The sequence below is a fragment of the Paraburkholderia sp. SOS3 genome (assembly GCF_001922345.1).
Taxonomy (GTDB): domain Bacteria; phylum Pseudomonadota; class Gammaproteobacteria; order Burkholderiales; family Burkholderiaceae; genus Paraburkholderia.
In genome coordinates, this window is record NZ_CP018812.1 from 410120 (window position 1) to 434500 (window position 24381).

Genomic DNA, 24381 nt, shown 5'->3' on the forward strand with positions numbered 1-24381 from the left:
TTGTCCTCATTGGCCAGCGGTCGCGATCAGTTCGGAAGGCAGGACCTGATACTCAAGCCCGGCCCAGACGAGCGACACCTGTCGCTCGAGATTGAGCACCTGCAGCTCCGTTTCGAGCTGCAGGTGCCGCGCTTCGAACGCGTCGGCAAGCGAGCCGGTTCCGGCCCGGTAGGCCGCGTTGGCCAACTGCACTTTCTGATCGGCGGCGGGCAATACGGTCTGCTGCAGATTGGCGAGGCGGTCGCGGCCGCTCGCGAGCTTTGTCGAGAGCGTCTGAATACCGGCCATCACCTGCCGCTCGGCGTCTTCGTAATTGAGCCGCGCCTGGGTACCCATTTCGGATTTCTGCTCGACGTCGCGATCCTCGAGATTCTTGCGGTTGATCGGCAATGGAATCGACACGCCGAACGACACGTAGTCGGAGAAATTCCCGCCGCGTTTGAAATAGGTCAGCCCCCACGTCCAGTTGGGACTTCGGTCGCTACGCGCGACGTCGGTCGCCGCATCGGCTACCGAGATGGCCGAGCGCGCCGCGATCAGCGCGGGCTGCACCTGTGCGATCTGCTCGGCGCTCATGCCCGGTACCGGGGAATCGAGCGACGGCGTCTGGTCGGCGACTTCGAGTACGTTGCCGGCCGCGGTCCAGCGCGACAGATCGATCAGCGCGGCCTTCTCATCCTGCTGCGCATCGATCAGCGCATCGCGCGCATTGCCGAGCATCACGCGCGCCTGGGCAATATCTGTCGCGCTGCCTTGCGCGCCGCGGTACGACGCCTGCCGGACCGCGAGTTCGTCGTTCAGATGATCGACGAGCGCCTTGTTCAGCGTAACGGCCTTCTTTGCGAAGACGGCGTTGAGCCATGCCATCGCTGTCTGCTGCCGGACTTCGGCGAGCTTCTCCAGATAAGTCGTCCGGTCCTGATCGACAGTGCGATTGGCAAGCGCGGTGCGCAGGCGGCGCTTCGCCGGCGAGACCCATTCCTGCTCGATGCCGATGCCGCGCATCGTGAAATCGTCCTGGCCGATCGTGAAGGCCTGTGGGCCATTGATCGGCAGATCTTCGACGCTCAGTTTCAACGTCGGATTCGGCAACTGCCCTGCCTTGACGACGACGGCCGAATCGCCGCGCACGGCGGCTTGTGCGGCCTCGATCGACGAGGAGCGCGCCTGCGCCACCTCAAGTGCCTCGTCGAGCGTCATGCCGGCGCCCTGCGCGTAAGCGGTACGGGCGGCGAACATGACGAATGCCGCGAGCGCGACAAGGCGCAACGCGACGCGCCGGCCGCGCGGCGGCGAAGATGGGAAAGACATGTGAACCCCGAATGGTCGAGCCTACGCCGCGCTCGAGCGAACGTGAGAGCGCGGGCGTAAAGGCTCAGGTCCTCAGCGAGGACGAAACGTCACCGCGCACGCGCGGTGTACCAGAGGATCGGAGTCAGACGGAACGCGGAGGTCGCCAGAGACCATCCGGCGCACGGATGGAAAGCGATTGCGAGTAGTGGAAAACGATGCGGCTCGAAGCCGGTGCCGCGTGGCGAACGACGCTCGCATTGGAGCCGGAATAGTAGCAACTGCCGAATCCGCATTGCGCGGTCATCTTGCAGAACCCAGCCTTCGACGCCTTGCCGCCCGGCGACGGCTGCATCGAGTCGCAACCGGACATGACATCGGCCATGCCGCTCGCGTCCGCCGCCACGGCGGACTGCTGCAGCGGACAATCCCCGGTCAGGCCGCTCGCTGCCAGCCCACTGAGGGGCAGCATCGCACACAGCAAGAACACGAAGAGGGTTCGAATGAATTTCATGGCGACAATCGAATGACGCGACATTCTAGCGGGTTCGCAAAACTTGCGCAGCGCGCTCGCGGTGCCTCGCGTCAATCAGTGCGGGCAAGCGCGTGGAGAAGCTTGCAGTGCTCCGCCGTCGGGCCGGCACAATGGGCTACCTGCCTGAGCGCGCGCCGCATACGCTGAAGGTCGCGGATCTTCCCTTCGATATCGGCAATATGAGCGCGCGTCATACGGTCGGCATCGGCGCAAGGACGCTCGGGGTGATGTGCCAACGTGAGCAGATCGCGAATCTCATCGATCGTAAAACCGAGTTCCCGGCCGCGGCGGATGAACGACAGCCGCTCGAGCGACTTCCCGTCGTATTGCCGGTATCCGTTGCTCGCGCGGCTGGCAGCGGGCAGCAGATCGACTTTCTCGTAGTAGCGGATTGTCTCGACATTGACGCCGGCGAGCTGGCTCAGGCTGCCGATCGAGTAGGTGTCAGTCATCGCTTGACCCTGTAGTGGCTACAGGGTTCACGATACCCGTTCCTGAGAAATTGCGGAATGCCAGTCATGCCCGGACAGTGCTGCCACCATTGCGACGATCAATCCGGCCAACGTCAGCCGGTCTATCGCAGACTGCTCTGGGTCGCGCTGAGCATCAACCTCGCCATGTTCGCCGTCGAAGTGCTGACGGGCTTGCGCAGCGGTTCGGCATCGCTGCTCGCGGATTCGCTCGACTTCCTCGGCGACGCTGCAAACTACGGCATCAGCCTGTTCGTGCTCGGCTCGGGTCTGGCCATCCGTGCATACGCATCGCGTCTCAAGGCGATATCGATGCTGGGATTTGGCGTCTGGGTGCTGGGTCTCGCGGCCTGGCATCTCTACACCGGCCGCGTGCCGAGTGCGCCGACAATGGGCGTTGTCGGCGCGTTCGCATTGCTGGCCAACGGCGCGGTGGCGGCCCTGCTGTTCCGGTTCAGAGACGGCGACAGCAACATGCGCAGCGTCTGGCTCTGCACACGCAACGATGTACTGGGAAACATCGCGGTCCTGCTCGCTGCGCTCGGGGTCTTCGGCACCGCAAGCGTGTGGCCGGATCTCGCCGTCGCTGCGACCATGTCCTTGCTCGCACTGACTTCCGCCGTGCATATCCTTCGCCAATCCGGGAACGAGCTTCGCGGCGACGTTTCGGAGCGCAGTGCTCCCGCCAGACATTGATTTGCATCGAGCGTTGCATGAGCGTGCCAGCACGCGACGCTGCGCAGTTCGACTGCATGGCCAACAGACCGGATAGTTGTCAGGCGTCCCCGTCCTGCGCACCGGAGCGCGCCGGATGCACCGCAAGCATGTGGCTCGAAAACCCCTTCTCCTGCTCCAGCCGCCAGGTCGCCCACAGGCGTTTCGTCGATTCGTCGAGTTCGATCGCGAGCCAGTTTCGGTGCGCAACGAGACGCGCGCCCGCGCCCGGCAGCTCCATCATCTGCAGCCGATGTTCGGAATCGATCACTTCGCCGGCTTGCGCTTTATGCTCCATATAGGAGAGGAAAAAGAATTCGGCAATGCCCGACGGGGCCGGATGGACGACCGCCGAACTCGTGAGCTGATTGAGCCTGCGCGCGTTGTTCGAGGCCGCATCGTTCGCTTCGATCACGCCCCAGGCAGCGACGTGCACGTCACCGGACACGATGGTCACGCGCCGCTTGCGCGGGCCGTCCGCAAAGGCGGTCAGGTTTCGCACGAGTCGCTTGCGCTGGCCTTCGTGATCGTCGTTGGACCAATGATCGTGGACGTCGTCGGACAAACCTTTTGTGACACTCTCGCGCGGCATACCGAAACTCAAGATCGCTTCGGCAAGGCGGATCTTCGGATGCGCAACCGGCACGCTGCTGATGAACAGCAGATGCTCGACCGTGTCGGGTACGGTGGTGAGCCATTGCGTCATCGCGTCCCACGTCACGCCGCCGATCACCTGCAACTGCGAACGTTCCGTGCGCAGATCGGGGACGAGTACGGCGAGCGGCCCGAACACCGCCGCATGCGAAAATCCGGGCTGCTGCGGCAAAAATGCCGGAGCGTACACGTCTTTCTTTGCGACCTTGTTCCAGTCGATCGGACTCAGGCGCGGAAGTCGCGTCGGCTGATCGGGAAGCGTCATCGGCGGCAGAAGTTCTTCGGGCATCTGTAGCTGATATACCCAAAAGTTTCGCCGTGCCGCCGCGAACATGGCGCGAAACACGGGGCTCGCCTGCAGCTCCGCACTGTATGAACCCCAGCCGTCGAAAATATCGTGATCGTCCCACATGACGAGCGTGGGAATCGTCGCGAGCGCGCATGCGGCATCGAGGGTGCCGTCGTACGCATTCGCAGGCCATGGCGCCTTACCGCGCGCATAACGCCACCGGTTGATGTACAGCTCGAAATAGTAGCGTTCGATATCCTCTGCCAGTTTCGCGTCCACCGCAAAACCCGACTGTTCCGCGATCGGCAGAACGCTCCAGTTCTTGAGCGCTTCGATGTCGTCCCAGATGGAATCCATGTAGATCTGATCGCCGCCCATCAACATCGCATGGAAGCGCAACGGACTGCCATTGTCGAACAATTCGGAATTGACCCATGCCTGATGCTCGTCCCATTCGCGCTCAAGGTTCTTGAGCAGCGCGCCATCGTGATTCGTGATCAGATCCGACCACGTGTTCTGCGCTTCGTGTTGCAGATCCTTGATCGCGTTCGCTGACGAAAATCCGTTGCACGATACATAAGCGAAGCGCGGCGCATGTCCGACCGCGGGCACGCAAAAACGCCACGTTGGTGTGCCGCCGAGCGAATACACGACGACCTGGTCCTGAGCCAATTGCCTGACCGGGATCGCATAGCGGAACACCTGCGCATCGGCCGTTTTGCGCAGCGCGCGCGGCGCGGTCGCATCGGTCTTGCCGTTGACGGTGAGCTTCGGCGGCACGGCGTCCGCGGGAATCACGATCATCACCGTGACGCGCCAGACTGTCGGTGCATCGGCCGTCGCAGCCCGCAAGCCGAGCACTGGCCCCATGAGCAGATCGGTCTGCTCAGGCGTCTTTCTCCGAGTCGTGGACATTATTCACCTCGTCGTATCAGCCGATGAAGATTAGTGCAGTGCGCGACGATGCACGCATGAGGACGAACCCTATGGAACATCGCGAATTTTTCCCAAGGCTCGACACGTCTTCTTTTTATTACAATGCTGGAACAGCCGGCCCATCGATCTGCATCCGAGTCCGGTTCTGAGCTTGTACATGCGCATCTGCCGGCCATCAGGGCTCGACATGACGGCCGCCGTAATGGAGACATTGCATGGCAGCGTTCGTCGCTCATCCGGCTTTCCTGTTTGCCGCCCTGCTCGTTCTTTTTGTCGCGGCTGTCGCGTTTGGCGCTTATGTACTACGGCGCGTTGCCCCGCTCCCGGAAGAGGACCGCGAAGACTTCAATATCGTGCAGGCCGCTACGCTTACGTTGCTGGCCCTGCTCGTCGGCTTCAGTCTCTCCATGGCGGTTGGCCGATACGATCAGCGCAAGAATCTGGAGGAGAGCGAAGCCAACGCGATCGGAACCGAATTCGCGCGCGCGGATCTTGCCAATGCAGCGGTAAGCGCAAAGATGAAGGCGGGGCTCGTGCGCTATACCGAGCTAAGGCTGGCCAATTTCCGGACGCGGGACAAACAGGAACTCGAACGCATCCGCCGCGACACAATCGAACTCCAGGCTCAGTTGTGGCGCCTTGCCACAGAGGTCGCGCAGGAGCAGCCGACGCCGATCGGCGCGCTCGTCGTTGCGGGGATGAACGATGTGCTGAATTCGCAGGATTACACCGAAGCCGCACGCATCAATCACATACCGCTCGGTGCGTGGTTTCTCATGATCGTCATCGCGGTGCTTGGTTGCGCCGTACAGGGCTATGGCACACGGGGCAAGCTGCGCAGAGGCTTGCTCGTGACCATTCTGCCCATAACCGTTGCGCTGTCGCTCGCCCTTATCGCGGACATCGACAGCCCGCGCGCAGGGCTCATTCGCGTTCAACCTCTCGATCTGACGAGGTTGTTGCAGTCGCTGACGAAGTAATGCGAGCATCGGGAAAAATAGAAGCCCGTAATGCTGCCAACGCGCACCATGCCTTGCCCCGAACCGGTACCGACTCCGCGGATTCGCGTCGGATACGACAGTGCAGCCATTGTCATGCCTCGCGCGCCAGACCCGAGCGCATGGCCCAGAATCATCAGGCCGACAAGCACAATGTGGCCCGACCAATTTGCGCTGCATCAATTGCGCACTCACCATGTGCGGGCAATGACAGTAACGCGGCGAGCTCGTCCGTAGAGCCTCGCGGTTCGACGGAGACAATTCGACATGAAGATCAAGGAAGCCATCGAGCGATTCCCCGGTGGCATGATGGTTATCCCGCTGCTGTGGGGTAGCCTGCTCAACACCTATTTCCCGCACGTACTTTCGATCGGCAGTTTTTCGACGTCGCTCGCACACGGCGCGTTGCCGATTCTTGCTGTGTTCTTTGTCTGCATGGGCGCCGAGATCCAGTTGAAGACCGCGCCACGCGCGCTAAAGAACGGTGCCGCCATTACGATTTCGAAACTCGTGAGCGGTGTCGCAATCGGTCTGCTCGTCAGCTATATCTTCAAGGGCAAGCCGATATTCGGGCTATCCGGCATGGCAATTATTGCGGCCATGACCAATGCGAACATGGGCCTTTATGCGGCGCTGACCAAGCAGTTCGGCGACGAGGTCGATCGCGGTGCGCTCGCCGTGCTGTCTATTCTCGAAGGGCCGTTTATCACAATGGTCGCGCTCGGCGTATCGGGCCTTGCGAAGATTCCGTTCATCGAGCTACTTGCGACGATCCTGCCGATCCTGATCGGCATGTTGCTCGGCAATCTCGACCGCAACATGCGATCGTTCCTCAAGTCAGGCGGCGATTTGCTGATTCCATTCTTCGCGTTCGGCCTCGGCGCGCAGATCAATCTGCACGCGATTCTCGGAGCGGGCGTGTCGGGCATTCTGCTCGGACTCGTGACGCTGGTATTCGGCAGCATCGTGAATATCATCGCGTCGCGACTGGCGGGCGGCACCGGCGTCGCCGGGGCGGCTGTGTCGACAACCGCAGGCAACGCGGTCGCAACGCCGACAGCAATCGCGGCCGTCGATCCGCATCTCGCGTCGTTGATCGCCGTTGCGACGCCGCAAATCGCGGCATCGACGATTGTGACGTCGCTGCTGACGCCGTTGTTGACGGCGCTATACGCGAAGCGTTTCAAAGGACGGCGCAAAGACGAAGACAACGTCAGAGCAGCGTCGCCGCTCGCCAAGCCGGCGGACGCTGCGTGAGGCCCTGGACGTCCTTCAGGTCTGAGCCCGCGGCCTGGTGAAAGAACGCGCGCCTAGCCGCTTGTCGCCGCGTTCCGAGCGGCGGCATTCGCAGCAGGCGCGCAGTCTTTAGCGTATTCGGCGTTCAACCGGTTCCGCGCGTCGCCGATATCGGGCGAGTAGTTGTCGAACGCGGGCCGGTAGCCGAACGATTCCAGCTCTCTTAGTTCGCGCGAGACGTCTGCCCGCGACGGCGCGCCGTGCGCCGGCTTGAACGGATAACTGTCGCACTCCTTCCGGGTAAGGTGTTGCGATGCGAGGGCAAACGAACTTGCCAGCATCAAGGCGAGCGGCACCGCATGCAGAAACGCTGCTTTCATGGTTGTCTTCCTCCATCTCATGTAGTCGAACAGCCATCGATCAACTTTCGATGACCGTTGTCCGACATTACGTCGCGCGCGCTCTCAGGGCGCGATCAATCGGATGAAGGTTTGTTTATGCGGGCTGCGCCCTGAACGACATCGGCGGCGACTCATCCTCTGAGAGTCGAAGGCAAGTACTTCGAATCGTAGTTCGACGATGGCGATAGCGGCACGCGCGACTAAACCGCGCGCGATAGCGCGCGATCGCAGTCTCGTTCGACATGAAAGCATAAAGGAACGGCACTTCTTCACGCGCCCGCATCGACAGGGGCTGTTCGCGATGTATCGAGCATTCCGAGGCCAAGGCCTTCGAGCAGATGAACCTGCACCTGTGCTGCTTGCGCGTTGATGACATCGGCGCCGAACGATTCGCCGACAATCACGCGCGATGCGCGCGATCCATTCGGTTGATCGACGACCCGGCTAATCGCTTCAGCCACGTCGTGAGGGTTCGGTGCATTCTCGCCCGCGAACTGATCCATCAAGCGCTCGACCATCTTTCCAGGAATCGCGCCGATTTCCCCATAGCCGGCACTCCGTCCCGCATCGCCCGGCTTCTGCGCGTTCGCGAACATATTCGTCGGATAGGTGCTCGGTTGAACTAGGACCACGTCGATGCCCAGTTGCGAGAGCTCATAGCGGTAACTATCGGTCAATGCTTCCAAAGCGAATTTCGAAGCACCGTACGGACCGAAAAACGGAAGCGTCACGCGGCCGAGGAACGAACCGATATTCACCACTAGCCCCCCGCCCTGGCGCCGGAAGACCGGCAATGCGGCGCGCAACGTTCGTTGCACGCCGATCACGTTGACGTCGAAAAGCGCGCGCACCTGGTCCGCCGTGAACGATTCGGAAATTCCCGCCGAACCGAGGCCCGCGTTATTGATGAGCACGTCGAGCCGATCTGTTTTTGCGATGACCGAAGCGATGGCCTGCTCGACCGACTCGTCGTCGGTTACATCGAGTTCGACGACTTCGATCCCGTTCGCGCGCAGCGCGTCCGCATGCGGGCGGTTACGGCCCGTGGAGTCGCGCATCGAGGCGAATACACGGTGCCCCACTTTCGAGAGCGTCTCCGCCGTATCACGTCCGAAGCCGCTGCTTGCACCCGTGATAAGTATGGTCTTTGACATGGTGGACAGCCTTTCAGGTAGCACAGTTAAAGGAATACGTATTTTCGGCAGGCGTCGATGCCGAAGCGGCTACATATCGAATGCATCGCGATTTGCCGCGAGGAACGCTTCGAGCGGCTGCGGCGCCGCCCCGGTGATTCTTTCGATGACATCGTTCGTGCCGGAGAAAATGCCGTTCTGGTAGTCGATCGCAATTTCAACAAAGTGCTGGATCATGAACTCGGGCACACCGGACGCTGCCAGATCTTCGCGATACTGATCAATACTGCTGGGGCTATACACAATCTTCCGATCGAGAAATTTGCCGACGACCTCGGCGATCTCCCGCTGGTCGAGTTCCCGAGCACCGTACAGCGGATAAATCTTGCCTATGTGCGCGACTGGATTCGCCAGTAAGGCGGCAATGACACGCCCCTGATCTTCACCGGAAATTGGCGCGTGACTTCCACTGCCATAGGGGAGCGTGATTTTTCCCTGCTGCAGCATCCGGTCGCGCACCCACGGGAATCGCAGCCACTCTGAAAAGAAGGTCGGGCGAATGTGCACAGTCGGCACGCCTGACCAATCGAGCACGCGCTCGGCAATCCAGTGATTGCGTGCCGCATGGCTCTTTGCATCTTCGCGAGCCGAAATCTGCGACATGTTCACGACGACATCGAGCCCGGCGCGAAGGGCCGCGTCCGCGAAATAGGCGGTTACCTGGATAAGATCCGGTCGCAGGGGATAACACAGGTATGCACCGGATACGCCTTCGGTCGCGCGGATCACGGCGTCGTGATCGACGAGATCGCCCACGACGATCTCCGCGCCGAGTGCCCGAAGCGCCTTGCTGCGCGCGTCGTCGCTATGAACAAGCGCCCGAACCGCGTGGCCGTCGCTGATCAGATTGCGCACCGTATGCGCGCCAGTTTTGCCGGTCGCACCGGTAACCAGCAATTTGCGTTGTTTCATGATGTCGTTACTCCATTTCAGATTTTCATTAGCATGTGCATACGCACACGCAAAAGTGGACAGACACCGGCCATGACATGTTCAGCGCCGGCAATCAGAGCGAGTCGAGGCGTTCCTTGACGGACTGCAGCACGCGCGCCGAGGCATCCGGGTCGACAATGATCCGCGACATCGTGACCGCCCCAACCATGGCTGCGACGGCAAATACGGCACGGGATTGCGTTGCGTCCGGTTGCGAGCGGCCGAGGCACCTCGTCACCATCTCGACGAGATCGTTCAAACCTTCCGACGCCGCCGTGCGTGTGCCTTCGTCGGCCCGAGCCAATTCGCTGCCCATCGCAGCAAGCGGGCATCGGGCCACGCGATTGTCGCGATGATCGGTCGACACGTAGCGATCGACGATGGCCTGAAAACTATCCGTGCCTTCGCCGTCGCTTCCGCTTGCAGCGTTTTCCAGCGAGGCGATCATCGACTCGAAGCTCTTTGCGCATGCTTCGGCAACCAGTTGATCCTTCGATTCGAAATGCCGATAGAAGCCGCCGCGCGTAAGCCCCGCTTCGGCCATCAAGTCATTGAGCCCTGTCGCGTGGATGCCATTGAGCCGGAACTGGCGCGCCGCCACGTCGACGATACGTCGACGCGTTTCGGCCGTTTCCGTCTTCGACTTTTTCATCGCTCGCCACGCTCCATGTCTATCCGTTGAGATAGAAGATAACTGACATCTAAAACGACATCAAGGAGTTTGGCGAAATAATGTTGTTCGTTTCCCGCGCAAGGACGGATCGAGAGAAATGTCGCGTATATGTGTGCGCCCGGAGCAGCGACGCTCGAAGCACGCGTGCTGTAGGCGGCGAGCGAGCTACTCGCTCGCGTCGGTGAATAAAGCCTTGCGAATGATCGCGTGCACGCCCCAATTACCATCCACCACTTGCGTCACACCGAAGTCCACTGCCACCGACATCAGCGAAATCGCTTCATCTTCGCTGAGCCCCTTGGTGGTCATCAGGAAACGCCGCGTCTTGATGAAGGCATCGCGCATAGCCTGATCGAGCGTCGACTTCTCATAGACTTTACTTTGCGCATGAGAGCCGAACTCGGTCAGGTAGTTCGGATGACTGAATCCATGCAATACCCAATCATCAGCTGTTTCGACCAACGGATACGTCAGATCGGCAAACGGCTTTCCAGCAAGCGTCGCCTTCTTGTGCAGGATCAACTGGAAATCGCCAGTCAACGAGCACTCGATCGCGGTACCGCACAGCTCCGAATCTCCTTGCGATGCATGCGGATCGCCGACCGACAGCAGCGCCCCTGCGACGCCCACGGTCAGATAAACGCTGGCGCCCCGCGCGACGCGCCAGTTGTCGAGATTGCCGCCGAATGCGGACGGCGGGATCGAATCGATCAACCCGTCCTGCTGCGGTGCGACCGCGATCAGTCCAAAGTGCGGACGGACCGGAATTCGCACGTTCTTCAGTACGTCGTGATTTTCGACAACCGTCGAGTGATCGACGGGTACGCCCGGATAATCGATGGTCGGATGCACGACGCCGAACGGATCGCGCTGCGGCGTCCACCGGTAGTTGTAAACGGCGCGTGCAAACGACGAACCGTGCTCCGGCAGGTCGGCATCGAGTTCATAGATCGTGATGACTTCGCGCGGCTTGGGCTCCGTCAGCAATTCCCGATAGTGAAAGCCCCACCATGCCGCGGCATTGCTGCCGAATGCCCGGCCCGCGAAATGCGGGTTGGCGCAGCGACGCGGATGCACATCGAGAATCTTCACTTCGAGCACGTCGCCGGGCTCCGCGCCGCGCACGGCGACCGGCCCGGTGCAGATATGCACGCCGAACCCTTCGCCTGCGCCACGTCCATAGATCGACGCATCGATCGGTCCGGCACCGCGCCGGTTCACGTTCTTGCGCTCCGCCGTCCAATGAAACACGCTTTCGGCACCGGGGTCACCGGCTATCATGCGCGCCCAGTCGTCGGATGCATGCTGCGTGAGCGTTTCGATTGTCACGGTGTCGCCGCTGTCGACCTCGAGCACCGCCTTCAGATCATGCGAAAAGTAGCCCCAGTGCACGGTATTGGCAGTCGCGCGCAACAGATGGTGGCGCGGCCTCGGCAACCGGTGGCTGCCGCCCTTGCTGTTCGCGACGGCGCGCGCCTTCGCCGGCGCCTGGGCGACCATCGTATCGGAGCCATCGTCGACTTCTCCTGGCGTTACTGTCAAAGATGCCGTACCGTGAGCAAGAGCGACCGGCTGCACATGCGCGAGCAGCGACTCGGCATTGAGCGGCACACCGCGCGACATGCGCCGAACGAGATGACGCGCGAGTTCGAGACCGGCTCCGTGCCGGAATGCACGCGGCGACATCTGATACTGTTCGCGAAACGCGCGGCTGAAATGCGCAGGATCGTTGAAACCCCAACGAAAGCAGATGTCCGAGATCGACATCTTTTCGTAGAGCGGGTCGACAAGTTCCGCACGGCAGCGTTCGAGCCGTCGCTGCCGCAAATAAGCGGAAAAGTTCTGGTTAACCGTCTCGAACAGTTTCTGCAGATAACGCGACGAGACACGCTGCTCCTGCGCAATCGCGGCCAGGCTGATCGTTGGATCGCCCAGGCGTTCATCGATCGTGCGGCATACGCGCGCGAAGATCGCCGCTTGCGAGGCGGTCAGGCCATTGATGCTCGCTTCCCGCTGACGTCCGGCGAGGCACGCAACGAGAAACTCCGCAAGGGCGAGTTCGAGGGGCCGCAATTCGCTTACCGACAGCGTATCGACGCTCTCCGCAATCGACGCGAGAAATCCCGAAAACACATGTCCGATACCCGCATCGGCGGCAATCTTGCCGGCCCTTATCGATGACGAAGCGAAAAGGCGCGCGCCGACTGCCGCGCGCGGGACGCGCACGACGAACACGCGAAAGTCCGTCGCAAACACGAGCGACGCCGGCTCGCGCGGCGGAAGATAAACGATGTCATGTACCGCGACCGGTTCGCGCCGGCCATCAACGACAAGCGTCGCGTCGCCGTCGACGGCAAGCACGATCTGCAGGCTGTCGGACGCCGATGACTTCAATTCGAGCGTTTGCGCAACCGATGTCAGCACGCTGAGCGCGAAGCCTCCGATCGATGTCCGCGATTCAATGATGCCGTGCAGCGCACGAGCCGCTTGCGGCGTGCCGGTAGCGCTGCTGCGCAGACCGATACCGTCGAGCGCGTCGCGCCATGCGCGCAACCGCCCGGCTTGCGGGTAGGACTCGGTCGTGAAGCGCAGCGGTTCCAACGTAAGACTCCGGGATCGTGACAAGCGACGCGGGAGCGCCGCGCTCGGCATCGCCCGGAACCGGCTCGGTAGGTCTCCTCGCAGCACCGGACGCGTTATCGCGGCTAGACAAGGCAACCTTTGTGCCATTGCTGCGCAAAAGCCGGTGCGGGCAATGTGCGGCGCATACGCGTGCACATTGCGCAAGCAAGCGGGACGCGCAGGAAGTGCACAACGCCCTTTCGACGAGCATCGACGCGCGCATTCCTGCGCCAGAGTCGCGCACGTGCACCGTACTGGCGCAGCGGCTGCCGTGTCAGCCGAGCGTCAGCGAAGTTGAAACGGAAATCCAGTCATCCCGCTGCAAACACATTCTTTCGAATCGACCCGTGCACGCCCCAGTTGCCGTCGACCACTTGCGTGACACCGAAGTCGGCCGCGACCGACATCAGCGCAATCGCTTCGTCTTCGCTCAGCCGGTGCACGGTCATCAGAAAGCGGCGCAGCTTGCGAAACGCGTCGCGCATCGCCTTATCGAGGCTCGCGTGCTGGGCGACTTCGGTTTGCGCGTTCGGGCCGAGTTCCGCGAGGTAATTCGCGAACGTGAAGCCGTATACGGACCACAATTCGTCGGTTTCAAGCATCGGATGCGTGAGTCCTTCCAGCGTTGTACCGGCCAGATCGCTTTTTCTGTGCAGCACGAATTCGAAGTCGCCGGTCAGCGAGCATTCGATCGCCGTGCCGCCCAGTTCGCTGTCGCCCTGCGCCGCATGCGGATCGCCGACCGAAAAATACGCGCCGTCGACCGCAACCGGGTAGAACATCTTCGCGCCCTTGCCGACGCGCCAGTCGTCGATATTGCCGCCCGTGTAGCCCGGCGGAATCGAACTGACAAAGTCGGACTCGGCGGGCGCGAGTCCCATCGTGCCGAAGTGCAGGCGTGCCGGCACTTTCACGTTCGGCAGAATATGTTCGCGCTTGCGCACGAGCGTGTGATCGACCTTGACGCCCGGATAATCGATCATCGCATGCACGACGCCGTCGGGGTCCGTCTGCGGCGTCCATACGTAGTTATAAACCGCCCGCGCATACGGTTCGCCGGCGGTGTCGAGCTCGAATATCGTCACGACTTCGCGCGGCTTCGGTTCTTCGATCAGATCGCGGTAGTGAAAGCCCCACGACGCCGCGACATTCGAGCCGAAGCAGCGGCCCGCATAGCACGCGCTGCAGCTCGGCCGCGGCCGGACATCGAGAATCCGCACTTCGAGCACGTCGCCTGCCTGAGCGCCTTCGATGGCGACCGGCCCTGTCAGCAGATGCACGCCGACGCCCTCGCCGGACCCGAGCTTGAACGGCCCTTCGGTCGGGCCCGCGCCGCGTCGCGGCACGGCCTTGTGTTCGCGCGTCCAGTGAAACACGCTTTCCGCGCCCGGGTCGCCGGCAATCATGCGCTCGTGGTCGTCGTTCGCGTGATGCGTCAGTGTTTCGATCGTCACGCGGTCGCCGGAGCGCACAGTCAGCGCCGGCGCGACCTGCTTGCTGAAGTAACCCCAATGAACCGTTTCCGGCGATACGGCAAGAGTGTGATGCTTCATATCGTTTCGGACCTCGTGGCCATTTCAAACCCTGAATCGGCGCCCATCACGTTGAGGAATCTCGCCGTCAATGGATGCTGTGGATGCCTGAGCAGTTCGTGCGCCGGTCCTTCCTCGACGACGTTGCCGCCGCTCATGAAGACGACGCGATCGGCGACCTGATCGGCAAAGCGCAACTGATGGGTGGAGATAATCATCGTCAGCCCTTCTTCGCGCGCGAGCCGCTGAATCACGTCGAGCACTTCGCCGACGAGCTCCGGATCGAGCGCGGACGTCGGCTCGTCGAGCAGCAGCACGCGCGGACTCGGCGCCAATGCACGCGCAATCGCGACTCGCTGCTGCTGGCCGCCCGACAGGTGGCGCGGCAACGCATCGGCGCGATGGCTCAAGCCGACGCGTTCAAGCAGTTCGTCTGCGCGGCGGTTCGCATCGGCGGGTTGCATGCGATGCACCCAGCGCAATGGACCGGCGATGTTTTCGCGCGCGCTCAAATGGCTGAACAGGTTGAACTGCTGGAACACCATTCCGACGCCGACGCTCGCGCGCTCGTTGGCGATATCGCGCGCGCGCATCGGCCGGCCGTCTTCGCGATAGCCGAGCCTGCGCCCGCCCACGTGAATCTGCCCCGCGTCCCATTGCTCGAGATGGTTGATGCAACGAAGCAGCGTACTCTTGCCCGAGCCGCTCGGGCCAAGCAGTGCGATCACCTCGCCCGCTTGCACGGTCAGATCGAAACGGTCGAGCACGGTCTGCTTGCCGTAGCGTTTATGCAGCCCCGTCACGCGCACGGCCGCGGGACGCTGCGCGAGTTGCGCGTAACGCTTTGCGCGCTCGGCCAGCGACGGAGCCGCTGCGCGCGATGGCGCATGCGCAGGCAGCGCAGCGGCCATTGAAGCTGCGTGCGCCGAACCGGACGCCGCAGATTGCAGCGCTGCCGCCTCTGCTTCTCCGCCGCTGGGCATGGCATCCTGCGGCACCGCCGCATCGTCGGCGTTTGCGCCGCGCCGCCGCCACGGCAGAAGCCGCGCAAACCGTTCCGACGGAGCGCGATCGAGATCGAGCGCTGCTTCGGCGAATAGCTGAATCAGCGCAATCGCGCCGGTCAGCAGCAGATACATCAAACCGGACGCAAAGAAGATCGAAAAGAAATCGAACGTCGACGATGCGAGCTGCGTGCTGCGCAGCGTCAGTTCGTCGACGGCGATCACCGACGCAAGCGACGAGTTCTTCAATGCGCTGACCGACTCGTTGCCGAGCGCCGGCACGATCGTGCGGATGGCTTGCGGCGAGATCACGCGGCGCATCAGCACGGCCGGCGTCATACCGAGTGCCTGTCCCGCCAGCAGTTGTCCGCGATCGACGCCGAGCACGCCCGCGCGCAGAATCTCCGCGATAAACGGCCCTTCGTTCGCCGCGAGCGCGAGGCCCGCGGCGCCTAACGCACTCAGCTTGAGTCCGATATGAGGCAGCGCATCGTACGCGAATACGAGTTGCAGGATCAGCGGGGTGCCGCGGAAGATCACCGTATAACCGCGTGCGATCACCGCGAGCGGGCCGACCTTGCTCAACTGCATCGCGGCGAGCACGAGGCCGACGAGCAATCCGCCGGCGAGTCCGAGCACGGTCACGGCGATCGTAAAGCCGATTCCGCTTAGCAGATACGGCAAGCTCAAATAGTGCAGAAACAGATCCATCAGACAGTCACGCTCAGTTCGATACGATCAGCTTCGGCGCTTCGAGATTTTCCGACGGCAGCGACCACTTTTTCAGCAGTTGCGCCTGCGCGCCCGACTTCTGCAGTGCGACGAGCGCCGCCATCACCGCCGCGCGAAACTCCGGCTTGTCCTTCGGTACGCCGATTCCGACCGAATAGGGCAGCGTGACGGCCGTCGCCTTTTCGAGCTTGTCCGGATAGGCCTTCACAGCCTGGTCGACGGTGTTCACGTCGTTGATGTAGGTGTCCGCGCGGCCCGCGAGAATGGCCTGAATACAGTTCGCATTGTTGTCGTAGAGCTGAACCGTCGCTTCGGGCTTGCCCGCCGCCTTGCAGGCCGGCGCGAGGTTGTTGATCAGCGGCACTTCGACGTAACCGGTGTTTTCCGCGGCCGTCGTGCCGCACATCGTCGCGTTGATGCCGGTGATCTTCTTCGGATTACCCTTCGCGACGAGCACGCCGTCAAACACCTTCGAATACGTAATGAAGTCCGCCGCTTTCGCGCGTTCCTCGGTTGCGTAGATGTCCGAGATCACGATGTCGGCCTGGCCGCTTTGCAGCGTCGTCAGCAACGCGGCGAACGTCACGGGCTTATAGGCCATTTTGAAGCCGAGACAATCGCCGATCGCTTCGCCGAGGTCGATATCGAAGCCGATATATTTGCTCGGGTCGTTCGGATCGAGCGCTTCGTAGCCCGGCGTATGCGGGTTGATCGCATTGGTCAGCGTCTTGCCCTTCAATTGCGGGTACTTCGCCTGCAGCGCCTTGCACTCCGCGGGGGTCGCGGTGCCTGCGGCCATTGCGGGGCGAGTGCCCACTATCAGTAGCGCCAGCAGACAGAGCGCGCCGGCGACAAGTTCGCGCCAGCGTCCGCGAGCGGCCGCCGAGCGCTGCCGGCCGTGCGCGTAGTCGATAAGTTCTGTATGCATCGGGAGACTCCGTGAGCGGCAGATGTCAACGGCACACACCATGTACGCCTCATTGCATCGCACAAGCCCAAGCGTAGGCAGCCGAAATTCCGCGGACTTGTCTCGACGCGCACAAATACCTGGATTGAGGCGAAGAAGCGGGGCCGGACCGTCCGGGGGGCAAGCCGGCGACGACGCGGCCATCGCGATGAGTCGAATGAGCAGTTTGCTGATCCGCGATGCCATTCACGCGGCACCTGGCGAGTTCTACAGTTCACCCATGCCGTACGAAAACGGTAACCCCTAACTCCTTCTGGAGACGCATCATGGTCGGAACCTTCGCATTCGCTTATTGGGTCAGCTTGTTCGCGCTGTTCGCAGTGTTTGCCGTCACGGGCATGTTCGGAATCGGTACGGCTTTTACCGCGCTGCTCAAGGTGCGCGCCTATCCGGCGCGCGCGCTCGGCGCGGTGGCCGGTGCGGTAATCGGGTTTGCGCTGCTCGGCGCACTGCCGATCTTCGGTTGAGTCCACGCGCGGCGCGTTGCCGATCTTCGATCGATGCGCGCGCCGCGCAAGTTCGTGACGTTGTCTGCCACCTCTCGTTTCTGCGGCCGTCTCAGCAGCATTTTCAAAAACTTTGCATACTACGTGCCGCGGCTCTCGCGCCGGAACACGTAGAGACAGAAAATCACCAAGAGGCGGTAGATGAAAACAATGACGGGGTGGACAGTTCGGGGCAGGCTGATCGCGGGTTTCGGATCGGTTCTCGTTGCAGTGATCGCGCTCGCCGCGATTGCGATCTATCAGGTCGAGAACGTGCGCATGCGGCTCGACGACATCATCGATGTAAACGGCGTGAAAGAACGCTTCGCGATCAACTTTCGCGGCAGCGTGCACGACCGTTCGATCGCCATGCGAGATGTGACACTGGTCCCCGCCGACGAATTGCCGAAAGTCATCGAACACATCAACAGCCTCGAGGCGGACTACCAGCAGTCCGCGCAACCGCTCAGGCAGATCTTCGATCAGGGGGCGAACGTCACACCCGAAGAACGGCAAATCTACGGACGCATCAATGCCGCACGCGAACGGACAATGCCGCTGATCAGCCGCATCATCGAGCTGCAAAAAAGCGGCGATACCGACGGCGCGCGCAAACTGCTGCTTGCCGACGCGCGGCCCGCCTTCGTCGATTGGCTCGCGGCGATCAACACGATGATCGACTTCGAAGAATCGCTGAGCCAGGACGAAGGCGAACGCGCACGCGAGATCAGCAAGCAGTTCCGTCTGCTGATGGCAACGCTCACGGCGCTCGCCTGTCTATTCAGTGCCGGCGTGGCGTGGTTCGTGGTTCGCAACGTCACGCGGTCGCTCGGCGCGGACCCGCGCGACATGATCGCGTTTGCCGAGTCGATCGAGGCGGGCGACCTGTCGCGCCGCGCGCCAGTGCGGGCCGGCGACACCTCGAGCGTGATGGCGACCGTAACGCGGATGCGCAATAACCTCGCGGACATCGTGCAGCAGGTGCGGCAAGCCGCGCATGGCGTCGCGGACGCGAGCCGCGAGATTGCCCAGGGCAATGGCGATCTCGACGAGCGCACGCACGGCCAGGCGGCGGCGCTCGAACAGGCAACCAATGCACTCGGCAAGTTCGACGCCAGCGTGCAGTCGAACGCGGACAACGCGGTGCACGCCAATGAGCTCGCGAAGCGCGCGTCGGTCACCGCGAGTGAAGGCGGCGATGCGGTCGGCCGTGTCGTCGACACGATGCACGGCATCAATACATCGTCGAACCGCATCGGCGAAATCATTTCGGTAATCGACTCGATTGCGTTCCAGACCAATATTCTCGCGCTCAACGCCGCGGTAGAAGCCGCGCGAGCCGGCGCGCAAGGCCGCGGATTCGCGGTGGTGGCAGGCGAGGTGCGCATACTTGCGCAACGCAGCGCGGAGGCCGCTCGCGAGGTCAAAGCGCTCGTTCAGGACAGCGGCGCACGCGTGAATGAAGGCACGCGCCTCGTCGACGAGGCAGGTTCCACGATCGGCGAGGTCGTATCCTCGTCAGGCAGCGTGACGACGATCATGAGCGAGATCAACGACGCGTGCCGGCAGCAGACGCAGCAGATCAGCGAAGTTCGCGCGATGATCGATCAGCTCGAGAACGGCACGCGCCAGAACGTGGCCCTCGTCCAGCAATCGGGCGCGGCGGCCGATGCGCTGCTCGATCAAGCCGAGCGCCTGCTGACCGCAGTGGGCGTATTCAAGCTCGACAATAGCGCGGCGCAAGGCGCCTCTAACGAGGGCCGCTCGAGCTTCAACGCGGCATCGCCGGCTGTCCCGATGCTTTCGGCGGGCGCGGCCTAAGCGCGACGGTCGTTGCTTATCGGTGCACCTGCGGCGGATCGTTGATATGCATTCAGGCGATCGCCTTCTTCATACGGGCCACGACAATAAAACGAACCGGACGATGCGATGAACGATGCAATCCGCTTGCGCGCCGCTACGCCCGCCGACGAACCGTTTTTGATCAGGCTGCGCAAACTCACGATGACCGCGCATCTCGAACGCGCGGGCGAACCGGTCGACGACGAGTCGCACCGGCTGCGCGCACGCTCGAATCTGCACATTGCGCAGATCGTCTGTTGCAACGGCGAAGACATCGGCCTTATCAAGCTGGTGCGCTCGGAAACCGGCTGGCACCTGCAACAGCTACAGATACTACCCGCCTATCAAGGCCGAGGCATTGGCACTGAGGTGATTCGTGCCATGCTCGCCGAAGCGCGCAAGGCACGCGTCACCGTTTCTCTAAACGTGCTGCACGGCAACCCCGCGGTGCACCTGTACGAGCGACTCGGCTTTCAGGTGACCGGTCAAACTTCAATCGAACTGAACATGACCTGCAGGCCCTAGCATCGCCAAGCACACCATTTGATCGCATCGCATCATTTCCGGCTCATTTCCGATCGATAGAATGCCAACGACGTCACAATAACGCGCTCGATTCATCTTCGAACACACGAGGGCTTCCAATGAACATTCGTCGAAAACTTGCCATGACGCTGGTCGCTTCGCTCAGCGGGCTCACCGCCATTGCAACTGCGGCAAGCGCGCACGCCGAGATTCAACGCTATACACCGGAACCTATGTGCAAGACGATGGACCCGCAAACCGGCATCGAGGCTACCGCCCGCGAACAGATCGCCGAAACGCCACGTGGCCAGTTCGCTTATTACAGGCTCGGCCGGGGTAGCCCGCTCGTGCTTGTCACGGGCTTTCGCGCGACGCTGACCGAGTGGGACGCGGCCTTTCTGACCGAACTCGCGAAGCATCACGATGTGATTGTCTTCGACAATCGTGGCGTCGGCCGCTCGGAGGCAGATACGAGCTCGTTCTCGATCGGCGATATGGCGCGCGACACGGCCGCACTGATCGACGCGCTGCATCTGCACAAGCCGACCGTGGTCGGCTGGTCGATGGGCGGCGCAATCGTTCAGCAGCTGGCCATCGACTCGCCTGCGTCGATGGGCAAGATGGTGCTGTTGAGCGCGCCGGCTCCCGGCAGCTTCGGCACGCCGCTCTCGCCGCAGGTCGAAGCGACGCTGTCCGGCAAGCCCGGCGTCACGTTGGCCGACGTCATGGGCGTGCTGTTTCCCGCGGCGTACGTGAGCGACGCGGAGCGCTGTTTCAAGCAGGACATGTTTACGCCGGCGGACTATGGCAGGCACGCGATTTCAGGCACCGTTACCGCGGGGCAAACCGAAGCGCTGCGCAACTGGGAATCGAACGATCGGGCCGGGCAGGCGCTGCGCGCGGTGCATATCTCGACGCTCGTGATGAGCGGCAATGACGATACCGTGGTGGTGCAGAAGAATGCGGAAGCGCTCGAGCAACTGCTGCCGAATGCGCGCCTCTTTGTCGTCGATGGGGCCGGGCACGCGATGATGTATCAGTATCCGGTGGCGCTCGCGCGCACGATCAATTCATTTGCGGGCGAGTAGAGGAATACCGCGAAACGCCGCCGCTTTTGCTTCAGCCGCTTTTGCTTCAGCCGCTTTTGCTTCAGCCGCTTTTGCTTCAGCCGCTTTTGCTTCAGCCGCTTTTGCTTCAGCCGCTTTTGCTTCAGCCGCTTTTGCTTCAGCTCTTCGCGGCGGCGTCGTTCAACATCACGGTCCAGCCGAGTCCGCGCACATTGCGTATGACGGATAAGCCAAACTTCTTGCGCACCGAGTGGATCAGCACGTCCACCGCATTGCTTTCCACTTCTTTTCCCCATCCGTACAAGCGGTCTTCGAGCTGCTCGCGCGACAGAATAGTGCCGGGCCGCTCGAGAAACGCGAGCATCAGCGCAAATTCGCGCGCGGACAGCACCGATGTCGCACCATTGACGCACAACGTGCGCTTGTCGAGATCGAGGCTCAGATTTTCGTCGCCGAGACGCGACACCGCATAGCCAGCCTTGCGTCTGATCACCGCGCGGATTCGTGCGAGCAGTTCCGGTACCTGGAACGGCTTGAGCATGTAGTCGTCGGCGCCGAGATCGAGCCCCTGCACACGTGCGTCCAGTTCGTCGCGCGCGGTCAGGATCAGCACTGGAACCGGGTTGCCCTTCGAGCGGCACGTTTTCAGCAGTTCAATGCCGCTCATGCCCGGCAAACCGAGATCGAGCAGCACAACCGTGTATTCGGCCGCTTCTATCGCCGCGCAGCCGGCGATGCCGTCGCGCACCCAGTCGACGCTGTAATCGGCGTCTTTTAACGCACGCAGCAGGCTTTGTCCGATCTGCAGGTCGTCTTCAATCAGTAGCACTCGCATGATGTCGTGTCACGGCAGCGGGAACGGGTGTTCGATTTGCGGCGCGAAGCGCGAGGAGAACGGGGGAGCGGCGCCGGGTATCGGAATAATAGCTGACTCGAGAGCGCTCAGGACACCGGAAATAACGCGGTTGACTTCGTTGTGCACGCCACTATCCGGATTGCATAGCGCGGCGGCGAACCACGACGCGCGGCGCTTAATAAAAAAGGCCGGCCGCAAGAGCGGCCGGCCGAAGGATTCTGGCCTATACCGATCGCCGAGCCAGAATCAGAGGGGCCGTGGATCCGGATCAGCGGGGAGCGTGACGGTTCGTGGGCCTGTCTTCGGGAGACGTTTCAATCGTACGTACGAAGAATGAGCCTTGAATGAGCGAAAAACAGCAGGCGGTCGAGCCGCAGTCGGCCGCTAGGCGGCGCGCGTGAAACCGATCGACGCGACAATGCCCGTTTGCCCATCGTCGCGATTCCTGAGCGACGCGGTGCCGCCGTACCTGGCGACGATCGCCTTGACGATGGAAAGGCCAAGCCCACTGCCTTCAATATCGGTGTTCGCACGAAAGAAGCGGTCGAACACGCGCGGCAGCAGCTCTTCCGCAATGCCCGGTCCCGTATCGATGACCTCGATCCAGACCATGTCGCTGCGCACCTCCGTGCGCAAGTCGATCTTGCCGCCGTCCGGCGTATAGCGAATCGCATTGCTGACGAGATTGCGGATCGCAATGCCAAGATCTGCTTCGATCGCGCGCACCTTTGCGTTCACCATCTCTTGCGCGCCGATGTCGATATTGCGCTTCATCGCGATCGGCAGCACTTCGGCGACCGCCGCGACGACCACGTCCGACACGTCGACCTGCGTGACCGCCTCGCGTTGCAGCGACGCATCGGCGCGCGCGAGCCGCAGCATTTGCGCGATCATGCTGCCGCTGCGCGCAATGCCGCGGCGCAGTTCCTGAAAGCGCTCCTGATTGCCCGGCGCGATGTCGCGTTGCAGATTATCGGCCTGCAATTGCAGGGCGGTCAGCGGCGTGCGCAACTCATGCGCCGCATCGGAGATGAACTTCCGTTCGCTCTCCATCGATCGCGCGAGGCGTTCGATCATCCGGTTGATCGAATCGACGAACGGGCGCAATTCGATCGGCACGCCGGTAGTGGGCAGCGCCTGCAGATGCGCGGCGTCGACCGTCTGCACTTCGGACCCGAGCCGGTTCAGCTGCCGGAAAGAGAAGCGCACGACGAGCATCACGGCCGCACAGACAAGCGGCACCAGCACGAGAATCGGCCACAGCGTATTGACCGCTGCCTTCTCCGCGAGCTCGTGACGCACCGACGAACGTTGCGCCACCTGGATCACCTTCGGCGCGTCGCGCAACGTATAGATGCGCCACTGTTCGCCATTGACCATCTCGGAGCTGAAGCCGGCCGCCGCCTCGCGCGGCAGCGGCAACGACGGATCGGTGGACCGGTACGGCGTTTCGAGGTCGTCGCGCCAGATCGTGATCAGGATGTCGCGCGCCGGCTGCGAACCGCGTGTGGGAATCGTGGGGATCGCATCGCCGAGGCTGCCCCGCAGGCGGCTGGCGACCTGCTCGAGACGCAGATCGAGCAGGGCGCTCATGCCCGCTTTGGACAGTTGATACGAGCTGATGCCCTGCACGATGCCGACGATGCTAACCACCGCACACAGCGCAAGGACGAGCTGGGTTCTTAATGACTTGATCATGGCGGCGCGGCGACAGAATGACGTTGACGAAGACGCCCGAGTCCATCGAAGAGCAGAACAGCCGGCTCGCGAAATCGGGATCGGACCGATCGCGAAGCGACGAAACGACGACGAAGCAAGTTCTCGGCAAAAGCCCTTTTTTGAGGTCGATTCTACTCTACGCGCTGTTACGCAACGCTTGCCGGCAAGCGCGCGAACGGCCTGGACGCGAAGGGCGCGTAGCCTCGGCTACGCGCCCTCGATAAAATCAGCGTGACGACTGACGCGCCGTGAATGGCGGATGGCATCGACACTGATCAGTGATGCTGATAGATCGAGTTCAGGCCGATGTCGTCAACCGGAGTGAATACGCGAGCGCCGGACTTCGAACTCCCGCTCGTCACACCGCCGTAGCTATCGGCATTGGCCGCTTGCGCCGCATCGTGAGCCGCGGCTTGAGCCGGTACAGCGTCCGCAGCCGGCTGGCTTTGGTCGGCCGCGGGCACGTAGCCAATTTCTTCGAGCTGAATGATCTGCACATACTCGCCGGTGTCGGGAGACGCTACAGCAGGTTGTTGAGCGCGCTGCGGTGCGGTCTGCGCAAAGCAGGCAACCGGAAGAGCAAGAGCGGCGGCGACTGCGGCAATTTTGATCAGCGATTTCATGTTGATTCCCTCCAGTGGTTTTGACGGTTTGTGGTTAAGGCGTTGTGTCTTTCCACGGAAACCATCGTACTGGCCGAGAATTAGC

Annotated in this window: 21 protein-coding genes and 1 pseudogene; 7 read left to right on the plus strand and 15 right to left on the minus strand. The window is 62.2% G+C overall.

Annotated elements, in window-relative coordinates:
• Positions 1-6: 6 nt before the first annotated feature.
• The 3 genes from BTO02_RS21870 to BTO02_RS21880 form a co-directional block, all read right to left on the minus strand.
• Complete coding sequence (locus tag BTO02_RS21870; RefSeq protein WP_075159343.1) at positions 7-1311, minus strand: TolC family protein; 1305 nt, start codon at positions 1309-1311, stop codon at positions 7-9.
• Positions 1312-1435: 124 nt separating this feature from the next.
• A complete protein-coding gene (locus BTO02_RS21875; RefSeq protein WP_075161260.1) occupies positions 1436-1804 on the minus strand; it encodes a hypothetical protein in 369 nt (122 codons plus the stop codon).
• 71 nt (positions 1805-1875) lie between these two features.
• Entirely contained in the window at positions 1876-2277 is a 402-nt protein-coding gene (locus BTO02_RS21880; RefSeq protein ID WP_075159344.1) for a MerR family transcriptional regulator, read from the minus strand.
• Positions 2278-2343: 66 nt separating this feature from the next.
• Between BTO02_RS21880 and BTO02_RS21885 the strand changes: the two genes are divergently transcribed.
• Positions 2344-2991: a cation transporter gene (locus BTO02_RS21885; RefSeq protein ID WP_075159345.1), complete on the plus strand. Its 648-nt coding sequence runs from the start codon at positions 2344-2346 to the stop codon at positions 2989-2991.
• 79 nt (positions 2992-3070) lie between these two features.
• On the opposite strand, the gene BTO02_RS21890 is transcribed toward BTO02_RS21885, so the two are convergent.
• Positions 3071-4867 carry an alkaline phosphatase family protein gene (locus tag BTO02_RS21890; RefSeq protein ID WP_075159346.1) on the minus strand — a complete coding sequence of 599 codons (1797 nt, stop codon included), beginning with the start codon at positions 4865-4867 and terminating at the stop codon, positions 3071-3073.
• A 236-nt stretch (positions 4868-5103) separates the two neighbouring features.
• Here BTO02_RS21890 and BTO02_RS21895 point away from each other — a divergent pair, with 236 nt between their 5' ends.
• Both BTO02_RS21895 and BTO02_RS21900 read left to right on the plus strand, forming a co-directional pair.
• Positions 5104-5868 (plus strand): bestrophin-like domain, encoded by a 765-nt coding sequence (locus tag BTO02_RS21895; RefSeq protein WP_075159347.1) that lies wholly within the window; start codon positions 5104-5106, stop codon positions 5866-5868.
• 285 nt (positions 5869-6153) lie between these two features.
• On the plus strand, positions 6154-7143 hold the full coding sequence (locus BTO02_RS21900; RefSeq protein WP_075159348.1) for a 2-keto-3-deoxygluconate permease: 990 nt from the start codon (positions 6154-6156) through the stop codon (positions 7141-7143).
• 53 nt (positions 7144-7196) lie between these two features.
• Here the strand turns inward: BTO02_RS21900 and BTO02_RS21905 are convergent, their stop codons facing one another.
• From BTO02_RS21905 to BTO02_RS21940, 8 genes and pseudogenes are all read right to left on the minus strand, one after another.
• Positions 7197-7502, minus strand: a complete 306-nt coding sequence (locus tag BTO02_RS21905; protein WP_075159349.1) for a DUF4148 domain-containing protein — start codon at positions 7500-7502, stop codon at positions 7197-7199.
• Between the two features lie 290 nt (positions 7503-7792).
• The gene (locus tag BTO02_RS21910) at positions 7793-8677 is read right to left on the minus strand and encodes an SDR family oxidoreductase (protein ID WP_075159350.1); all 885 of its coding nucleotides are present in this window, start codon (positions 8675-8677) and stop codon (positions 7793-7795) included.
• Between the two features lie 69 nt (positions 8678-8746).
• A complete protein-coding gene (locus BTO02_RS21915) occupies positions 8747-9628 on the minus strand; it encodes an NmrA family NAD(P)-binding protein (RefSeq protein WP_075159351.1) in 882 nt (293 codons plus the stop codon).
• A 94-nt stretch (positions 9629-9722) separates the two neighbouring features.
• Positions 9723-10301 (minus strand): TetR/AcrR family transcriptional regulator, encoded by a 579-nt coding sequence (locus BTO02_RS21920; RefSeq protein WP_075159352.1) that lies wholly within the window; start codon positions 10299-10301, stop codon positions 9723-9725.
• 186 nt (positions 10302-10487) lie between these two features.
• The gene (locus tag BTO02_RS21925) at positions 10488-12923 is read right to left on the minus strand and encodes an acetamidase/formamidase family protein (RefSeq protein WP_075159353.1); all 2436 of its coding nucleotides are present in this window, start codon (positions 12921-12923) and stop codon (positions 10488-10490) included.
• A gap of 332 nt (positions 12924-13255) precedes the next feature.
• Positions 13256-14494, minus strand: a pseudogene (locus BTO02_RS21930) (acetamidase/formamidase family protein); the annotation flags it as partial.
• Positions 14494-16191: an amino acid ABC transporter permease/ATP-binding protein gene (locus BTO02_RS21935; RefSeq protein ID WP_075159355.1), complete on the minus strand. Its 1698-nt coding sequence runs from the start codon at positions 16189-16191 to the stop codon at positions 14494-14496. The gene BTO02_RS21935 and the pseudogene BTO02_RS21930, both read right to left, overlap by 1 nt.
• A 13-nt stretch (positions 16192-16204) precedes the next feature.
• Positions 16205-17140, minus strand: a complete 936-nt coding sequence (locus BTO02_RS21940; protein ID WP_075159356.1) for an ABC transporter substrate-binding protein — start codon at positions 17138-17140, stop codon at positions 16205-16207.
• A 305-nt stretch (positions 17141-17445) separates the two neighbouring features.
• On the opposite strand from BTO02_RS21940, the gene BTO02_RS21945 reads away from it, so the two are divergent.
• The 4 genes from BTO02_RS21945 (at position 17446) to BTO02_RS21960 (ending at position 21119) form a co-directional block, all read left to right on the plus strand.
• Complete coding sequence (locus tag BTO02_RS21945) at positions 17446-17646, plus strand: hypothetical protein (RefSeq protein WP_075159357.1); 201 nt, start codon at positions 17446-17448, stop codon at positions 17644-17646.
• Positions 17647-17826: 180 nt separating this feature from the next.
• Positions 17827-19485: a methyl-accepting chemotaxis protein gene (locus BTO02_RS21950; RefSeq protein WP_075159358.1), complete on the plus strand. Its 1659-nt coding sequence runs from the start codon at positions 17827-17829 to the stop codon at positions 19483-19485.
• 108 nt (positions 19486-19593) lie between these two features.
• Entirely contained in the window at positions 19594-20031 is a 438-nt protein-coding gene (locus BTO02_RS21955; protein ID WP_075159359.1) for a GNAT family N-acetyltransferase, read from the plus strand.
• 119 nt (positions 20032-20150) lie between these two features.
• Positions 20151-21119, plus strand: coding sequence for an alpha/beta fold hydrolase (locus tag BTO02_RS21960; RefSeq protein WP_232243632.1), 969 nt, complete (start codon positions 20151-20153; stop codon positions 21117-21119).
• Positions 21120-21255: 136 nt separating this feature from the next.
• Here the strand turns inward: BTO02_RS21960 and BTO02_RS21965 are convergent, their stop codons facing one another.
• The 3 genes from BTO02_RS21965 to BTO02_RS21975 all read right to left on the minus strand — a co-directional run bounded on the left by BTO02_RS21965 (position 21256) and on the right by BTO02_RS21975 (position 24296).
• Positions 21256-21933: a response regulator transcription factor gene (locus BTO02_RS21965; protein ID WP_075159361.1), complete on the minus strand. Its 678-nt coding sequence runs from the start codon at positions 21931-21933 to the stop codon at positions 21256-21258.
• Positions 21934-22338: 405 nt separating this feature from the next.
• Positions 22339-23652: an ATP-binding protein gene (locus tag BTO02_RS21970; protein WP_075159362.1), complete on the minus strand. Its 1314-nt coding sequence runs from the start codon at positions 23650-23652 to the stop codon at positions 22339-22341.
• A gap of 296 nt (positions 23653-23948) precedes the next feature.
• On the minus strand, positions 23949-24296 hold the full coding sequence (locus BTO02_RS21975; protein WP_075159363.1) for a hypothetical protein: 348 nt from the start codon (positions 24294-24296) through the stop codon (positions 23949-23951).
• Positions 24297-24381 lie beyond the last annotated feature (85 nt).

Excerpts from the sequence above, each read along its gene's own strand:
- BTO02_RS21895 (WP_075159347.1), top strand. The coding sequence starts at position 5,104 with ATGGCAGCGTTCGTCGCTCATCCGGCTTTCCTGTTTGCCGCCCTGCTC.
- BTO02_RS21920 (WP_075159352.1), bottom strand. The coding sequence starts at position 10,301 with ATGAAAAAGTCGAAGACGGAAACGGCCGAAACGCGTCGACGTATCGTC.
- BTO02_RS21965 (WP_075159361.1), bottom strand. The coding sequence starts at position 21,933 with ATGCGAGTGCTACTGATTGAAGACGACCTGCAGATCGGACAAAGCCTG.
- BTO02_RS21915 (WP_075159351.1), bottom strand. The coding sequence starts at position 9,628 with ATGAAACAACGCAAATTGCTGGTTACCGGTGCGACCGGCAAAACTGGC.
- BTO02_RS21890 (WP_075159346.1), bottom strand. The coding sequence starts at position 4,867 with ATGTCCACGACTCGGAGAAAGACGCCTGAGCAGACCGATCTGCTCATG.
- BTO02_RS21945 (WP_075159357.1), top strand. The coding sequence starts at position 17,446 with ATGGTCGGAACCTTCGCATTCGCTTATTGGGTCAGCTTGTTCGCGCTG.
- BTO02_RS21885 (WP_075159345.1), top strand. The coding sequence starts at position 2,344 with ATGCCCGGACAGTGCTGCCACCATTGCGACGATCAATCCGGCCAACGT.
- BTO02_RS21955 (WP_075159359.1), top strand. The coding sequence starts at position 19,594 with ATGAACGATGCAATCCGCTTGCGCGCCGCTACGCCCGCCGACGAACCG.
- BTO02_RS21905 (WP_075159349.1), bottom strand. The coding sequence starts at position 7,502 with ATGAAAGCAGCGTTTCTGCATGCGGTGCCGCTCGCCTTGATGCTGGCA.
- BTO02_RS21900 (WP_075159348.1), top strand. The coding sequence starts at position 6,154 with ATGAAGATCAAGGAAGCCATCGAGCGATTCCCCGGTGGCATGATGGTT.
- BTO02_RS21960 (WP_232243632.1), top strand. The coding sequence starts at position 20,151 with ATGAACATTCGTCGAAAACTTGCCATGACGCTGGTCGCTTCGCTCAGC.
- BTO02_RS21975 (WP_075159363.1), bottom strand. The coding sequence starts at position 24,296 with ATGAAATCGCTGATCAAAATTGCCGCAGTCGCCGCCGCTCTTGCTCTT.
- BTO02_RS21950 (WP_075159358.1), top strand. The coding sequence starts at position 17,827 with ATGAAAACAATGACGGGGTGGACAGTTCGGGGCAGGCTGATCGCGGGT.
- BTO02_RS21880 (WP_075159344.1), bottom strand. The coding sequence starts at position 2,277 with ATGACTGACACCTACTCGATCGGCAGCCTGAGCCAGCTCGCCGGCGTC.
- BTO02_RS21875 (WP_075161260.1), bottom strand. The coding sequence starts at position 1,804 with ATGAAATTCATTCGAACCCTCTTCGTGTTCTTGCTGTGTGCGATGCTG.
- BTO02_RS21940 (WP_075159356.1), bottom strand. The coding sequence starts at position 17,140 with ATGCATACAGAACTTATCGACTACGCGCACGGCCGGCAGCGCTCGGCG.
- BTO02_RS21870 (WP_075159343.1), bottom strand. The coding sequence starts at position 1,311 with ATGTCTTTCCCATCTTCGCCGCCGCGCGGCCGGCGCGTCGCGTTGCGC.
- BTO02_RS21910 (WP_075159350.1), bottom strand. The coding sequence starts at position 8,677 with ATGTCAAAGACCATACTTATCACGGGTGCAAGCAGCGGCTTCGGACGT.
- BTO02_RS21935 (WP_075159355.1), bottom strand. The coding sequence starts at position 16,191 with ATGGATCTGTTTCTGCACTATTTGAGCTTGCCGTATCTGCTAAGCGGA.
- BTO02_RS21970 (WP_075159362.1), bottom strand. The coding sequence starts at position 23,652 with ATGATCAAGTCATTAAGAACCCAGCTCGTCCTTGCGCTGTGTGCGGTG.